The sequence below is a fragment of the Serratia sp. NA_13 genome, from assembly GCF_052691735.1.
Genome location: NZ_JBQZFV010000003.1, coordinates 125,976 through 141,450, shown reverse-complemented (window position 1 = coordinate 141,450; position 15,475 = coordinate 125,976). Strand labels below are relative to the sequence as shown.

Here is a 15,475-nt window from a genome sequence, read left to right as displayed (position 1 = left end):
CATAGCTGCCATCCCCGCCGTCTTTAGCTTGCCGCCTCAAAATCCCCTTTCTGGCGTGCTACCAGCGTCAGAATGCTGTACAACGCCACCGCCTGCTGATGCTGATTAAGCACCTGTACATCCCATACCACCACGCCATGCGGACGATCTTCCGCGGTTTTCTGCGGCTTGCGGATTTTCTTCTTGCAGGTCAGCCGCACCTGGATAGTATCGCCAATTTTCACCGGCTCGATAAAACGCAGGTTTTCCATGCCGTAGTTGGCAATCACCGGCCCCACACCTGGGTCGACAAACAGACCGGCAGCAGCAGAAACCACAAAGTAGCCATGCGCGACCCGTTCGCCAAACAGGGATTCGGCGGCACCGATCTTGTCCATATGAGCATAAAAATGGTCACCGCTCAGGCAGGCAAAGTTAACGATGTCTGCTTCGGTCAGGGTACGCCGTGCGGTGAGCAGGCTTTCACCCAGCCGCAGTTGTTCAAAGTATTTACGGAACGGATGAACCGGATCCTCAATCACCGTCGCCCCGCGTACCCACTCACGGCCAATTGCCGCCATCATCGCCGGGCTGCCCTGGATCGCCGTGCGTTGCATATAATGTTTCACCGCCCGTAATCCGCCCAGTTCCTCGCCGCCCCCCGCTCGCCCTGGCCCACCATGCACCAACATCGGTAACGGGGAACCGTGGCCAGTGGACTCTACTGCCGCCTGTTGATCCAAAATCAGCATACGGCCATGGGCGCAGGCCGTCGCACGGATAAACCGCGTTGCCAGAGTTTCATCGGCGGTCACCAGCGATCCCGCCAGGCTGCCCTGGCCCATTAACGCCAGTTCGATCGCCTGTTCGGTGTGCTGGTAAGGCATCAACGTCGCCACCGGGCCAAAGGCTTCGGTACCGTGCACCGCCTGATGGGTAAAGGGATCGGCGCAGTACAACAGGGTAGCCGGGTAAAATGCACCGTTATTTGCATTTTCTCCCATCACAGTCAGTTTATCCGCCACAGCACCGCACAAAGGTTCACAGCCGTTATGCAGCAGAAAATCGACCTTTTGCTGTACGTCATTGCGTTGTTCGTAGCTGACCAGCGCGCCCATGCGCACCTGCTCCAGTTTAGGGTCACCCACCGTGATACCGGCCAGGCGCTGCAACAGCGCCTGCTGTACTTCTGCCACCCACTTTGCCGGCACGATAATCCGCCGGATAGCGGTACATTTTTGCCCAGCCTTGGCAGTCATCTCGCGGCACACTTCTTTGATAAACAGCGCAAACTCCGGCATTTGCGGCGTCACATCTTCCCCCAACACACAGCAGTTGAGCGAATCGGCCTCCATGGTGAAGGCAATGGATTTTTCCAGCAGGCGCGGATGGGCCCGCAGTTGCTGACCGGTCTGCGCCGAGCCGGTAAAGGTCACCGCATCCTGATAATCGAGATGTTCAAACATATCGCCGATACCGCCGCACACCAGCTGCAGCGCGCCCTCCGGCACCAAGCCGCTGTCGATAATCAATTTGACCATCGCCTGTGTTAACTGCGCGGTGGCGGTTGCCGGTTTGATGATCGCCGGCATCCCCGCCAGCCAGGTCGGTGCCAGCTTTTCCAGCATCCCCCAGCAGGGGAAGTTAAAGGCGTTGATATGCAGAGCCACACCAGGACGCGAAGTCAGCACATGGCGGGCGGCGAACTGCGACTGTTTGGACAGCGGGATCAGTTCGTCTTCCGGCCACAGGGTATCGTCCGGCAATTCACGCCCCGCCAGACCGGCATAGGCGAACAGCGTGGCGATACCGCCTTCAATATCCACCCAGCCGTCACTGCGGGTCGCGCCGGTCTGGTACGAAATTTCATACAGCGCTTCTTTATGAGCCAACAGGTGCTTGGCCACCGCTTTCATCATCTGTGCGCGCTGCTGGAAAGTCATCTGCGCCAGCGCCTTGCCACCCCGGCTGCGTGCATACTCCAGGCTGGCGGCCAGCGGCAGCCCGTCGGAACAAACCTGATACAGAGGTTCGCCGGTAACGGCGTGATGGATTTCGCGGGCGGTGCCCTGGCCGAACACCCAGCCGCCAGAAAGGTAACTGTGTAACTGCTGCATTTGCTCCTCCGTAATTCATAAATTTACACAACAATAATTAATTACGTATCAGGTATTGTCCAACTTTCTCCTGAATAAATTTAACAAAAGAAAAACATCACGACCTTTAATCTCGAAAAACAGGCTATTTTTCGCTGCCAGTAACTTTAAAATAAACATAAATAACAATAATTTATAAAATAAACCTGTGATTATTATCGCAAAACCACATAAATGTCGTTTGATCTTTTTGTTATCAGTTTGTAGCCTTATGGTTACTTAACATGATTCAATTTTTTATATTAAACATTAAAAATACGAATCAACAAGAGGCAAAAATGACAACTAACGCGCAATATCAACAACACTTCGACGACAAGATTGCGGCGGATACCTCTATTGAGGCCAAAGACTGGATGCCGGATGCCTACCGCCAAAACCTGATCCGTCAGATTGGCCAACACGCTCATTCCGAAGTGGTGGGTATGTTGCCGGAGGCCAACTGGCTGACGCGAGCGCCGACGCTGCGCCGCAAGGCGGTGTTACTGGCCAAGGTGCAAGACGAAGCCGGTCACGGTCTGTATCTGTACAGCGCCGCCGAAACCCTGGGCTGCTCACGCCAGGACATCTACCAGAAAATGCTCGACGGCAAGATGAAATACTCTTCGATCTTCAACTACCCGACGCTCAACTGGGCGGATATCGGGGTGATCGGCTGGCTGGTCGACGGCGCGGCTATCGTCAATCAGGTAGCCCTGTGCCGCGCTTCTTATGGCCCCTACGCACGGGCGATGGTGAAAATTTGCAAAGAAGAGAGCTTCCACCAGCGCCAGGGTTATGAGGCGGTGATGGCGATGGCTAACGGCAGCGAACAGCAAAAAGCCATGCTGCAGGACGCGATTAATCGCTTCTGGTGGCCGGTGCTGATGATGTTCGGCCCAAGCGACACCGATTCACCCCACAGCGCGCAAAGCATGGCCTGGAAGATCAAACGCCACAGCAACGACGAGCTGCGGCAGAAGTTTGTCGACAATACCGTACCGCAACTGGAAGCCCTGGGGATGAACGCCCCGGATGCCGATTTGGCCTGGGATGAAGCCAGCGGCCACTATCGCTTCGGCGAAATCGACTGGAGTGAACTGCACGAGGTGATTAAAGGCCGCGGGCAATGCAACCACGAACGGCTGCAGGCCAAACGCCGCGCCTGGGACGAAGGAGCCTGGGTGCGTGAAGGCGCCCTGGCCCACGCGGCCAAAAACACCTCAACCGCCGCATAAAAGGAACCGATGATGACACACGTTGAATGGCCGCTGTATGAAGTGTTTATCCGCAGCAAACAAGGGCTGGCGCACCGTCACGTCGGCAGTCTGCACGCTGCCGATGACCAGATGGCGCTGGAAAATGCTCGCGACGCCTATACCCGCCGCAACGAAGGCTGCTCAATCTGGGTGGTGCAGTCCAGCCATCTGATCGCCTCGCAGCCGGAAGATCGTGAAGCCTTCTTCGATCCGTCCGATGACAAGATCTACCGTCATCCGACGTTTTACACCATTCCCGACGGCATCAAGAACATGTAGAGGCGGCCATGACTCTTAACGATCCTCTAATCACCTATGCCCTGCGTCAGGGCGATACGCCACTGATCCTCGCCCAGCGGCTGTGTGCCTGGTGCGGCCACGCGCCGGAACTGGAAATTGACCTGGCGCTGGCGAACATCGGCCTTGATCTGCTCGGCCAGGCGCGCAACTTCCTCGGCTACGCCGCTGAACTGACCGGGCCGCATTGCAGCGAAGACCGTCTGGCCTTTGGCCGTGACGAACGCGAGTTTCACAACCTGCTGCTGGCGGAACAACCCAACGGCGGTTTCAACGACACCCTGGTGCGCCAGTTCCTGATTGACGCCTACCACGTGCAACTGCATCAGGCATTGAGCAACAGCCGCGACGCGCAGTTGGCCGCCATCGCCGCCAAGTCACTGAAAGAAGCCCATTACCACCTGCGTTTCAGCCGTGGCTGGATGATTCGCCTGGGTGACGGCAGCCCGCTCAGCCGGCAAAAAATTCAGCAGTCACTGGATAGTCTGTGGCGCTTTACCGCCGAGCTGTTCCACGCCGATGAGCTGGAACTGCAACTGGCACAACAGGGCATCGCCGCCGATCCACGCCAATTTGAAGCCCCCTGGCTGGCGCTGGTGAGTGACACGCTGCAACAGGCCGGCCTGCAGTTACCGAGCGAACAGGCTTTCCGCCACGGTGGCAAACAGGGACGACACAGCGAGCACCTCGGCCCGTTATTGGCGGAGATGCAGTTTCTGCAACGCGCCTATCCCAACGCGAACTGGTAGGGGGCCGTCATGAACATTACCCGGCTGCAAGCCGCTGAAATTCCGCAAATCTGGCACTGCCTGCAACAGATCAGCGATCCGGAACTGCCGGTGCTGTCGATTACCGATCTGGGCATGGTGCGCGACGTAGCAGCAGACGGTTGCGGCTGGCGTATTACCTTCACGCCGACCTATTCCGGCTGTCCCGCCACCGAGTTCTTGCTCGCAGCGATCGAACAGCAGTTGGCCGCGGCCGGCTTCAGCCCGGTAAAAGTGGATATCCGTCTTAGTCCGGCCTGGACCACCGACTGGATGAATGCGGCTGCGCGTGAGCGACTGCGGGAATATGGCGTCGCGCCGCCACAGGGCCATACCTGCGACAAACCCCAGGCACACGGCCCGGTGCCCTGCCCGCGATGCGGCAGCACCCACAGCGAGAAAATCAGCGAATTCGGCTCCACCGCCTGTAAGGCGCTGTACCGTTGTTGCGATTGCCGTGAACCCTTCGACTACTTCAAATGCATTTAGGAAAAACCATGACGGTCTTCCATCGCCTGAACGTCGCCGCCATCGAGCGCGAAACGCCGGACGCCGTAGCTATCACTCTGCGGGTGCCCGAAGAACTGAAAAGTCACTATTGCTATACGCCCGGCCAGCACCTGACGTTGAAGGCGCTGGTCGACGGTGAAGAGCTGCGCCGTTGCTACTCCATTTGCAGCTCGCCGCAGGAAGGGTTACTGCAGATCGGCGTGAAAGCCATTCATCAGGGCCGCTTCTCCTCGTTCGTTAACCGCATGCTGAAAGTCGGCGACGCACTGGAAGTGATGGTGCCGCAAGGACGATTCGGCTATCAGCCACAGGCGGAGAACAGCGGTAACTATCTGGCGATTGCCGCCGGTTCCGGCATTACGCCGATGCTGTCGATCATCAAGGCCACGCTGCAACTCGAGCCAAACAGCAGTTTCACGCTGATTTACGGCAACCGCAGCAGCCGTTCGGTGATGTTCAAAGAAGCGCTGTCCGATTTGAAGAACCGCTATCCCCAGCGCTTTCAGCCGCTGTACTTGTTCAGCCAGGAAAATCTTGATAGCCCACTGCTCAGCGGCCGTATCGACCGTGAACATCTGCTGGCGATCGGCGGTGCATTACTCAATTACCGCGACTATGACCACGCCTTTATCTGCGGGCCTGAAAGCATGATGGACGATGCCCAGAGCGTACTCGAACAGGCGGGCGTGCCTGCCGGGCACATTCACAGCGAACGTTTTAACACCAGCGGTATGGTGGCCCGGCCGGTCAATGACGCCAACCGCAACGCCACCCGGGTTGAGATTTTGCTCGATGGCCGCCGGTTGAATATCGAGGTGGGCGCTCAGGATGACAGCATTCTGGATGCGGCACTGCGCCAGGGTGCCGACCTGCCCTACGCCTGCAAAGGCGGGGTATGCGCTACCTGTAAGTGCCAGCTAAAGGCCGGTCAGGTGGATATGGCGGTCAATTACAGCCTGGAGCCGGATCAACTGGCGGCGGGTTACGTATTAAGTTGCCAGTCGTGGCCGCGCGGCGACGGTGTGGTACTGGACTTTGACGTATAGGAGCCGCCAATGGAAACCCCTTTTGTCCTGCGACAGCAACACCAGCGGGTGGTGACACTGACACTGCATCGCCCTGAGGCGCGCAACGCCCTGAACACTCCGTGTCTGGAGCAGTTGGTTTATTTACTGGAACAGGCCGATGCAGATGCCGGCGTTGGCGCAGTGGTGATTACCGGCGCGCCCCGCTTCTTTGCCGCCGGTGCCGACCTGCACGAGCTGCAAAAACAGGACTTGCCCGCCACGTTGACGGATCGCCGTCCGCTGTTGTGGCAGCGCCTGGCCCAGTTCAGCAAACCGCTGCTGGCGGCGGTCAACGGCTATGCGCTGGGTGCCGGTTGTGAACTGGCATTGGCCTGCGACATCGTTATCTGCGGCGAAAGCGCCCGTTTTGGCCTGCCGGAAATCACTCTTGGCCTGATGCCGGGAGCCGGAGGCACTCAGCGTTTGATCCGCTGCGTCGGCAAGTCCCGCGCCAACCAGATGGTGCTGACCGGTGAAGCCATCAACGCCAGCTGCGCACTGCAAAGTAGCCTGGTCAGCGAAGTCTGTGTCGATGCGCTGACGCTGGAGCGCACGCAACAGGTGGCCGAACGCATCAGCCTACAGGCGCCGCTGGCATTACGCGCCGCCAAGCAGGCATTGAAACAGGCTGAAGAAACCGGTCTGAGCCAGGGGCTGGCCATCGAACGCCAGCAGTTTGTCACCCTGGCCGCCACCGACGATCGCCGTGAAGGCATCAAAGCCTTCTTCGAAAAACGTACGCCAAACTATCAGGGGCGCTGATTTATGGATAACGCATTGATTCTCACCCATCTGGAAGCCGGGGTGCTGACCCTGACCCTTAACCGGCCCGATCGGCTCAACAGTTTTAACGATGAAATGCACCGCCAGCTAGCTGAAGCGCTGACCCTCGCCGAGCGCGACGAAACTGTACGCTGCCTGTTGATTACCGGTGCCGGACGTGGTTTTTGCGCCGGGCAGGACTTGAACGATCGCAACGTCAGCGTTGAGCAACAGGCGCCGGATCTCGGCCTGTCGGTGGAACGTTTCTACAACCCGCTGATCCGCCGTCTCACCGCCTTGCCAAAACCGGTAGTATGCGCCGTCAACGGCGTGGCGGCGGGTGCCGGGGCCGCTTTGGCACTGGCTTGCGATATCGTCATCGCCGCCGACAATGCCAATTTTATCCAGTCCTTCTGCCGTCTGGGACTGGTACCGGACTCCGGTGGCAGTTGGTTCCTGCCGCGTCTGGCAGGCCACGCCCGTGCCATGGGGATGGCGATGCTGGGGGACAAAGTCAGCGCACAGCAGGCGCTGGCCTGGGGCATGATCTGGCAGGTGGTTGCTGCAGATGAGCTGGCCACCACCAGCCAAACGCTGGCGCAACATCTGGCTACTCAGCCGACCTATGGGCTGGGACTGATTAAAAAAGCGCTCTACCGTTCGGCCAACAACACCCTCGACCAGCAGCTGGATTTGGAACGCGATCTGCAACGTCTGGGCGGTCGCAGCGACGACTACCGCGAGGGCGTCAGCGCCTTCTTCGCCAAACGCGCGCCAAATTTCAGCGGGAAATAACCATGAACCAGCCGAACTTAAACCTCAGGGTGGCGGTGATTGGTGCCGGGACCATGGGCATCGGTATCGCTCAGGTGGCCGCCGCCGCCGGGCATCAGGTGCAGCTGTTTGATATTGTCGCCGATGCTGCCCGGCAGGCACTCGATGCACTCGCCCAGCGGCTGCATCAGCGTGTTGCGGCCGGCAAGGCCGACGCCACCACCACCGAAGCCCTGCTGGCGCGCATTCAGCCGGCAGAGTCGCTTAATTCGCTGGCCGACAGCGGTCTGGTGGTAGAAGCGGTGGCGGAAAAGCTGGCAATCAAACAAAGCCTGTTCCGTGAGCTGGAAACCCTGTGCTCCCCCGCCACGCTGTTTGCCAGCAACACCTCCTCGCTGTCGATTACCGCGATCGCCGGTGCGCTGCAACATCCACAGCGTCTGGCCGGGCTGCACTTCTTCAACCCAGCCCCGTTGATGAAGCTGGTGGAGATCGTCAGCGGACTGGACACCAGTGCCGAAACCGTCGCCACACTGCAAAGACTAACCCGGCAATGGGGTAAGCAAAGCGTGCTGTGCCGCTCCACACCGGGCTTTATCGTTAACCGCGTGGCACGGCCGTTTTATGCCGAGACCCTGCGCGCACTGGAGGAACAGGTTGCCGACGCCGCCACGCTGGATGCGGTGATGCGCGACGCGGGTGGCTTCGCCATGGGGCCACTGCAACTGACCGATATGATTGGTCAGGATATCAATTACGCCGTGACCGAATCGGTATTTCAGGCTTTCTTCCAGGATCCTCGTTTTACCCCCTCGCTGGTACAACAGGAACTGGTGGCGGCCGGGCGCTTGGGCCGCAAAAGCGGCCGTGGTTTTTATCGCTATGGCGATCATCAACTGCCGGCGGCTGAAGTTCTGCCGGAATCCACGGCGGAATTGCCGCGCAGCATCAAGCTGCATGGCGATGCCGCGGGCATGGCGTTACTGAGCGAATTACTGAGTGGAAATGCGCAGTCGATCAAACAACCTGGCCAGACCAGCGCCTACGCCCGGATTGATGAAGTTACACTTATGTTAACGAATGGTAAAACAGCCAGCCAGGTGGCCAATGAAACCGCAACTCCCGTGGTGCTGTTTGATCTCTCAGCCGACTACTCGCAGGCCCCCACCGTCGCTATCAGCTGCGCGGCGCAAAACGAGGCCCGGCACAACGCCACCATCGTGCGTTTGCTGCAATCTCTCGGCAAGAAGGTGATCGTTTTGCCGGACTATCCCGGTCTGTTGGTGATGCGCACCCTCGCCATGTTGGCCAATGAGGCGCTTGACGTGGTCAACAAGGGCGTCGCCAGTGCCGGGGATACCGACCACGCCATGCGCTTTGGCGTCAACTACCCACGCGGCCCGCTGGAATGGGGGGCGGCCCTGGGTTGGCGACAAATCCTGACCACGCTGGAAAACCTGCAAAGCCACTACGGCGAGCCACGTTACCGCCCGATGCCGTTGCTGCGTCATTACGCATCCCTCTCTTCAGGAGCCCAACCATGAACGCCAATACGCCACATGCACTGGCGCAACGCTGCGCTGAACAGATGTTTCAACAGGATACCTGTGCTCAGGCAATGGGCATGCGGGTGGATGCGGTTGATACCGGTTTTGCCCGCGTCAGCATGACCGTCGGCCCGCAGATGCTCAACGGACATCAGACCTGCCATGGCGGCCAACTGTTCAGCCTGGCGGACACCGCCTTCGCCTATGCCTGCAACAGTCAGGGGCTGGCAGCGGTGGCCTCTGGCTGCAATATCGAGTTTATTCGCCCGGCACTGGCCGGCGACCGCCTGACCGCCAGCGCCGAGGTACGCCATCAGGGCAAAACCACCGGGCTGTACGACGTGGAGATAGTCAACCAGCTGGGTAAAACCGTCGCCTGGTTTCGCGGGCGGGCACATCGCCTCGGCCATGCCATTTTAGGGGAACAACCATGAGTCAGGCGTTTATCTGCGATGGCGTTCGCACACCGATTGGCCGCTACGGCGGCGCATTGGCCAACCTACGTGCCGATGATTTGGCCGCGCTGCCGCTGCGTGCCCTGTTGGCTCGCCACGCTCAGGTGGACTGGTCACTGGTGGATGACGTGATCCTCGGCTGCGCCAATCAGGCCGGGGAAGACAACCGCAATCTGGCCCGTATGGCGGCTTTGCTGGCAGGCCTGCCGGTGAACGTTTCCGGCACTACTGTCAACCGCCTGTGCGGTTCGGGGCTGGACGCACTGGCGATGGCGGCACGCAGCATCAAGGCTGGTGAAGCCGGGCTGGTGCTGGCCGGCGGCGCAGAATCCATGACCCGCGCACCGCTGGTGATGGGCAAAGCCGATAGCGCTTTCAGCCGTCAGGCACAACTGTATGACACCACGCTGGGCTGGCGCTTTATCAATCCACTGATGCAGGCACAGTACGGCACCGACTCGATGCCGGAAACCGCCGAAAACGTGGCGGAAAAATTCAACATCAGCCGCGCCGATCAGGACGCCTTCGCGCTGCGCAGCCAGCAACGCGCCGCCCGGGCGCAAGAACTTGGCTTACTGGCGCAGGAAATAGTGCCGGTCAGCCTCAGCGGTAAAAAAGGCGCGGTGACGTTGTTCAGTCAGGACGAACACCCGCGCGCAGACACCCGACTGGAACAATTGCAGGCGCTGAAAACGCCGTTCCGCCAACCTGGAACCGTGACCGCCGGTAACGCCTCTGGCCTAAACGACGGTGCAGCGGCGCTGATTGTCGCCTCCGAGACGATGGCCGCCAGCCAGGGGTTGACACCACGAGCACGCATCGTCGCCACCGCCACCTGCGGCGTCGAACCCGGCTTGATGGGGATCGGCCCACTGCCGGCCACCCGCAAGGTACTGGAATTGGCCGGGCTAAGCCTGGCGCAAATGGACGTTGTCGAACTGAATGAGGCCTTTGCTGCCCAGGCGTTGGCGGTACTGCGCCAGCTTGGCCTGCCGGACGACGCCCCTCAGGTGAATCCCAACGGTGGCGCTATTGCCCTTGGCCACCCGCTGGGAATGAGCGGTGCACGTCTGGCGCTGGCCGCCTTGTTTGAACTGGAACGGCGTTCCGGCCGCTATGCGCTTTGCACCATGTGCATCGGCGTCGGCCAAGGCATCGCCATGATCATTGAGCGAGTTTAACCCCGAGGCTAATAATGATGACTACCAATCCACCGCCACTCGACGCCATTGAGTTCGCCTCGCGTGATGAAATTGAAGCGCTGCAGCTGGAACGGCTGAAATGGACACTGCACCACGCCTATAACAATGTGCCGATGTATAAACGCAAGTTCGATCAGGCGGGTGTGCACCCCGATGATCTTAAACAGTTGAGCGATCTGGCGCGTTTCCCCTACACCACCAAACAGGACTTACGCGACAATTACCCATTCGATACCTTCGCCGTACCAATGGAACAGGTGGTGCGTATTCACGCCTCGTCGGGCACGACCGGCCGACCTACCGTGGTCGGCTATACCCAGCGGGACATCGATAACTGGGCCGATATCGTCGCCCGCAGCCTGCGCGCCGCCGGGGCTACGGCCAAAGACAAGGTGCACGTGGCCTATGGTTATGGCCTGTTCACCGGAGGGCTGGGCGCTCACTACGGCGCGGAGCGGCTGGGGGCCACGGTGATCCCGATGTCCGGCGGCCAAACCGAAAGGCAGGCGCAGCTGATACTGGATTTCAAACCCGACGTGATCATGGTGACGCCATCCTACTGTTTAACGCTGATCGACGAACTGGAACGCAAAATGGGCGGCGATGCCCGTGGCTGCTCATTACGTCTCGGGGTGTTTGGCGCAGAGCCATGGACCGAAGCGCTGCGGCATGAAATTGAAAGCCGCATGGGCATCAAGGCGCTGGATATTTACGGTCTGTCCGAAGTGATGGGGCCAGGGGTGGCGATGGAGTGCGCCGAAAGCGGCGGTGGCCCGACTATCTGGGAAGATCACTTCCTGCCTGAGATCATCTGCCCGGAAACCGGTATTGCCCTGCCGGATGGGGAGCACGGCGAGCTGGTGTTTACCACCCTGACCAAAGAGGCGCTGCCGGTGATCCGCTACCGTACCCGCGATCTCACCCACCTGCTGCCGGGCGATGCACGCCAGATGCGCCGGATGGGAAAAATCACCGGGCGCTCCGACGACATGCTGATCATCCGTGGCGTCAATGTGTTCCCGTCGCAGGTGGAAGAACAAATTATGCAGTTCGAACAGCTGTCGCCACATTATCAGCTGCAGGTCAGCCGCAGTGGGCACCTGGATACATTAGCGGTACGCGTAGAATTAAAAGAGGCCGCGCTCAGCCTCAGCCATCAGCAGCGCTGTGAGATTTGCCACCAGCTTCGTCACCATATCAAATCGATTATCGGCGTCAGCACCGACGTCAGCATTGCCAACTGCGGCGATATCCCGCGTTCGGAAGGCAAGGCCCAGCGGGTGGTCGACCTGCGCCCCCGTTGATTCTCTTCGCGTCACGGATGACGCCTCAAGAATTTGTGGTAATGTTGTGTCTCATCGTCAGCTAACCCATGGGAAAATATGGAACATAAACTGGATGAGTTTATCCGCCATGCTATAGACGCCCAGCCGATCAGCGGCACGTCACTGATTATCTCCCTGTACGGTGATGCGCTGAGTCATCGCGGTGGCGAAGTGTGGCTCGGCAGCCTGAGCGCACTGCTGGAGGCGATGGGTTTCGGTGACCGCTTTGTGCGCACCTCGGTATTTCGCCTGCAAAAAGAGGGCTGGCTGGAGGTCGAAAAAATCGGTCGCCGCAGCTTCTATCGGGTGACCGAACAGGGTATGCGCCAGTTCCGCCACGCCGAGTCGAAAATCTACCTCAGCGAGCCACCGGCCTGGGACGGGAAATGGGATCTGCTGTTGCTGGAAAGCGCGGAGAAAAGCGAACGGGCACGGCTGAAAAAAGAGCTGGGCTGGCTGGGTTTTGGCCAGATAGCCAATAACCTGATGGCGGCCCCTACCCATGTACAAACCGACGTCACCGCCCTGCTTGGCGAGCTTAATGCCAGCGAGCAAGTGATCTATTTTCGTGCCGACTACCCCTATAACCGCTCCGAACAAACCCTGCAGCAGCTGGTGGCCAACTGCTGGGCGCTGGGCGAGGTCGCCGCCGATTATCATGAGTTTATCGTCTCTTTCCGCCCACTAATGGCGCTGCTGCGCGAAACCGACGATGCCCTGCTGACACCCCAGCGCTGCTTCCAGATTAAGCTATTATTGATCCACTTCTTCCGCCGCGTGGTGCTCAAAGATCCGCTGCTGCCGGACGCCCTGTTACCCGTTCAGTGGGAGGGACAGATCGCCCGCAACCTGTGTATCAATATTTATCAACGGGTGGACCGCGCCGCGACCGAGTATGTCAGCGCGCTGGCGGAAACTACCATCGGCGCTCTGCCCGCCCCGGCGGCCGGCTATTACCGGCGCTTTGGCGGCCTGCCGCGCGATCCTTCACTGTAGGTCGTGTCCCACAATAGGACGTGGCACCGTCGCAGACCCGAAGGGCTGGGGCCATTTGAACGCGCACCTGTGTTACGAGCCGCTTATTTGGCCCACCAAACCTCACGACCCGCGCCTTGCTGCGCGCTCAAATGACCGCCAGCGTCGCTCACGTACTATTATGGGAAACAACCTTAGGAGTTTTTGCTATGCCCGTGTATCAGATTGATGGCCTGACCCCAGTAGTAGACCCCAGCAGTTATGTGCACCCGACGGCGGTATTGATTGGCGATGTGATCGTCGGCAAACAGGTGTATATCGGCCCCAATGCCAGCCTGCGCGGCGACTTTGGCCGTCTGGTGATTGGTGACGGCGCCAATATCCAGGACAACTGCGTGATGCACGGCTTTCCGCAGCAGGACACCGTGGTGGAACAGGACGGTCATATCGGCCACGGCGCGATATTGCACGGCTGCCGCATCCGCCGTAACGCCATGGTCGGCATGAATGCGGTGATCATGGACGGCGCGGAGATCGGTGAGAACAGCATCGTCGGTGCCATGGCGTTCGTTAAGGCCGCCGCGGTGATTGAAGCCAACAAGCTGGTGGTCGGTAGCCCGGCACGGGTATTGCGCGACCTGACCGAACAGGAACTGGCGTGGAAAGTGGTCGGCACGCGTGAATACCATGATTTGGTACTGCGCTGTAAATCTTCTCTGCAAGAAGTCGCCCCACTGAGCGAAATCGAACCGGGCCGTCAGCGCTTAAGTTTTGGCGACCACCTGATACCAAAAAGTCAGCTTTAAGCATCACAAAATACGCTATTTCGGTAAAAAGTGGTTTACAGTGATTACCCTGTTTAACTCTTTTTACCTGGACCGGAATCGATGCCAAGAACGGCCAAAACGGTTGAAGTCCCCGCCATCGGCGAGCTTGATCGTCAAGCGGGGCAGCTTAGCCTGCAGCTTGCTCAAGCGTTGCGGGCCGCTATCAACAGAGACGAACTTAAACCTGGCGAACTGCTCCCCTCCACCCGCGTGCTGGCAGGTGCGTTGCAGTTGGCCAGAGGCACGGTGCTGGCAGCCTTCGAACAGCTGACGGCCGAGGGCTTTCTCGAAGCGCAACCCGGTTCAGGTACCCGCGTCGCCCTGTCACTTCATCGCCAGCCCCCGGCACCACTCAATCCGGCTGATATTTGTGACATTCCCCTTTCCAGCCAGGCGCAGGCATTGGCGCGATTTGCCGGTCAGTTACGGCCGCTGCCGCCGATTCCCTTCACCGTCTCGGTGCCCATCAATGATACCGCGCCCGATGACGTCTGGCGTCGTCTCGGCAACCGCATCCGCGCCCGTGGGCCAGGCGCTCCGGCAGGCTACGGCGAACCACTGGGGGCACTGCCGTTGCGCAAGGCGGTCTGTGAATACGTCCGCAAATCCCGTTCGGTACTCTGTACGCCGGAACAGGTGATTATCACCTCCGGCACTCAACAAGGGCTGTATCTGGCGACGCAAATTCTGCTGGACACCGGTGACACCGCCTGGGTGGAGGATCCGGCCTATCACGGCATTACCGCCATCTTTAACAGCGTCTTCAGAGACCGGCGAATGGTCAGAGTGCCGGTGGATGCCGAAGGAATAGACGTGGTGGCAGGCAGTAAAATCGCGCCGCAGGCCAAAGCTGTTTTTGTCACGCCTTCTCACCAATACCCGCTGTGCATGCCAATGAGCATGACGCGTCGGCTCGAGCTACTGGCGTGGGCCAAAAAGCACCGGGCCTGGATTGTCGAGGATGATTACGACAGTGAAATGCGCTATTCAGGCCATCCGTTTCCGTCATTGCAGGGGGTAGACCCGGCGAGAGTGGTCTACCTAGGCACCTTCAGCAAGATCCTTTTCCCTTCGTTGCGGCTGGGTTACGCCATCGTACCCAGGCCGCTGGTGGATGCCTTTTGCGGCGCACGCGTACTGATGGACCGCCACCCGCCCAGCGCCGATCAGCACGTGCTGGCCAGCTTTATGGCGCAGGGGCATCTGGATCGTCATATCCGCCGTATGCGCGGCGTGTATGCGGAAAAACGGCGGGTATTAACCGCAGCCATCAATGCCCATGTTTCTGCCGAGCTGGCGACGCTGCACCCCAGCGATCAGGGCATGCATATGGTGTTGTGGTTGAAGGCGGGGCTGGACGACCAAATGGTCGCTCGCCATGCCGCCGAGGCTGGAGTAGCGGTAAGTGCGCTTTCACCAATGTATGGCGTCGGCAGCGGGAAAAGCGGCTTGATACTCGGACTGGGCGGCTACGATGATCTGCAAATCCACCGCGCCGCCCAACGACTGAATCAGGTGCTGATGACGTTAGCCGATGCAGCAATCCCCTCTCCTTTGGGAGAGGGTTAGGGTGAGGGTGAGGGGAAACATGCAA

At 59.5% G+C, this 15,475-nt stretch carries 15 protein-coding genes; 14 read left to right on the top strand and 1 reads right to left on the bottom strand.

Annotated features, from left to right (window positions below; all coding sequences use genetic code 11):
* Positions 1-23: 23 nt before the first annotated feature.
* Positions 24-2,096, bottom strand: a complete 2,073-nt coding sequence (paaZ, locus tag ACUTSU_RS07350; protein ID WP_445650441.1) for a phenylacetic acid degradation bifunctional protein PaaZ — start codon at positions 2,094-2,096, stop codon at positions 24-26.
* 317 nt (positions 2,097-2,413) lie between these two features.
* Between paaZ and paaA the strand changes: the two genes are divergently transcribed.
* The 14 genes from paaA (at position 2,414) to pdxR (ending at position 15,450) form a co-directional block, all read left to right on the top strand.
* Entirely contained in the window at positions 2,414-3,352 is a 939-nt protein-coding gene (gene paaA / locus ACUTSU_RS07345; protein ID WP_445650440.1) for a 1,2-phenylacetyl-CoA epoxidase subunit PaaA, read from the top strand.
* A 12-nt stretch (positions 3,353-3,364) separates the two neighbouring features.
* Positions 3,365-3,652 (top strand): 1,2-phenylacetyl-CoA epoxidase subunit PaaB, encoded by a 288-nt coding sequence (paaB, locus tag ACUTSU_RS07340; RefSeq protein WP_017893307.1) that lies wholly within the window; start codon positions 3,365-3,367, stop codon positions 3,650-3,652.
* Between the two features lie 8 nt (positions 3,653-3,660).
* On the top strand, positions 3,661-4,419 hold the full coding sequence (gene paaC, locus ACUTSU_RS07335) for a 1,2-phenylacetyl-CoA epoxidase subunit PaaC (protein WP_445653969.1): 759 nt from the start codon (positions 3,661-3,663) through the stop codon (positions 4,417-4,419).
* Between the two features lie 9 nt (positions 4,420-4,428).
* Entirely contained in the window at positions 4,429-4,926 is a 498-nt protein-coding gene (paaD, locus tag ACUTSU_RS07330) for a 1,2-phenylacetyl-CoA epoxidase subunit PaaD (protein ID WP_445650438.1), read from the top strand.
* 8 nt (positions 4,927-4,934) lie between these two features.
* Entirely contained in the window at positions 4,935-5,993 is a 1,059-nt protein-coding gene (gene paaE, locus ACUTSU_RS07325) for a 1,2-phenylacetyl-CoA epoxidase subunit PaaE (RefSeq protein WP_174353668.1), read from the top strand.
* A gap of 9 nt (positions 5,994-6,002) precedes the next feature.
* Positions 6,003-6,776, top strand: coding sequence for a 2,3-dehydroadipyl-CoA hydratase PaaF (paaF, locus tag ACUTSU_RS07320; RefSeq protein WP_445650437.1), 774 nt, complete (start codon positions 6,003-6,005; stop codon positions 6,774-6,776).
* Positions 6,777-6,779: 3 nt separating this feature from the next.
* The gene (paaG, locus tag ACUTSU_RS07315) at positions 6,780-7,571 is read left to right on the top strand and encodes a 2-(1,2-epoxy-1,2-dihydrophenyl)acetyl-CoA isomerase PaaG (RefSeq protein ID WP_445653968.1); all 792 of its coding nucleotides are present in this window, start codon (positions 6,780-6,782) and stop codon (positions 7,569-7,571) included.
* A gap of 2 nt (positions 7,572-7,573) precedes the next feature.
* Complete coding sequence (locus tag ACUTSU_RS07310) at positions 7,574-9,094, top strand: 3-hydroxyacyl-CoA dehydrogenase (protein ID WP_445653967.1); 1,521 nt, start codon at positions 7,574-7,576, stop codon at positions 9,092-9,094.
* On the top strand, positions 9,091-9,531 hold the full coding sequence (gene paaI, locus ACUTSU_RS07305) for a hydroxyphenylacetyl-CoA thioesterase PaaI (RefSeq protein ID WP_445653966.1): 441 nt from the start codon (positions 9,091-9,093) through the stop codon (positions 9,529-9,531). Before ACUTSU_RS07310 ends, paaI begins: the two co-directional genes overlap by 4 nt.
* A complete protein-coding gene (gene pcaF, locus ACUTSU_RS07300) occupies positions 9,528-10,733 on the top strand; it encodes a 3-oxoadipyl-CoA thiolase (protein WP_445650434.1) in 1,206 nt (401 codons plus the stop codon). The genes paaI and pcaF overlap by 4 nt, the downstream gene beginning before the upstream one ends.
* A 17-nt stretch (positions 10,734-10,750) precedes the next feature.
* A complete protein-coding gene (gene paaK / locus ACUTSU_RS07295) occupies positions 10,751-12,058 on the top strand; it encodes a phenylacetate--CoA ligase PaaK (RefSeq protein ID WP_445654015.1) in 1,308 nt (435 codons plus the stop codon).
* 78 nt (positions 12,059-12,136) lie between these two features.
* Complete coding sequence (gene paaX, locus ACUTSU_RS07290; RefSeq protein ID WP_445650433.1) at positions 12,137-13,075, top strand: phenylacetic acid degradation operon negative regulatory protein PaaX; 939 nt, start codon at positions 12,137-12,139, stop codon at positions 13,073-13,075.
* A 188-nt stretch (positions 13,076-13,263) separates the two neighbouring features.
* On the top strand, positions 13,264-13,860 hold the full coding sequence (gene paaY / locus ACUTSU_RS07285) for a phenylacetic acid degradation protein PaaY (protein ID WP_445650432.1): 597 nt from the start codon (positions 13,264-13,266) through the stop codon (positions 13,858-13,860).
* 81 nt (positions 13,861-13,941) lie between these two features.
* The gene (pdxR, locus tag ACUTSU_RS07280) at positions 13,942-15,450 is read left to right on the top strand and encodes a MocR-like pyridoxine biosynthesis transcription factor PdxR (protein WP_445653965.1); all 1,509 of its coding nucleotides are present in this window, start codon (positions 13,942-13,944) and stop codon (positions 15,448-15,450) included.
* The last annotated feature ends 25 nt before the right edge of the window (positions 15,451-15,475 follow it).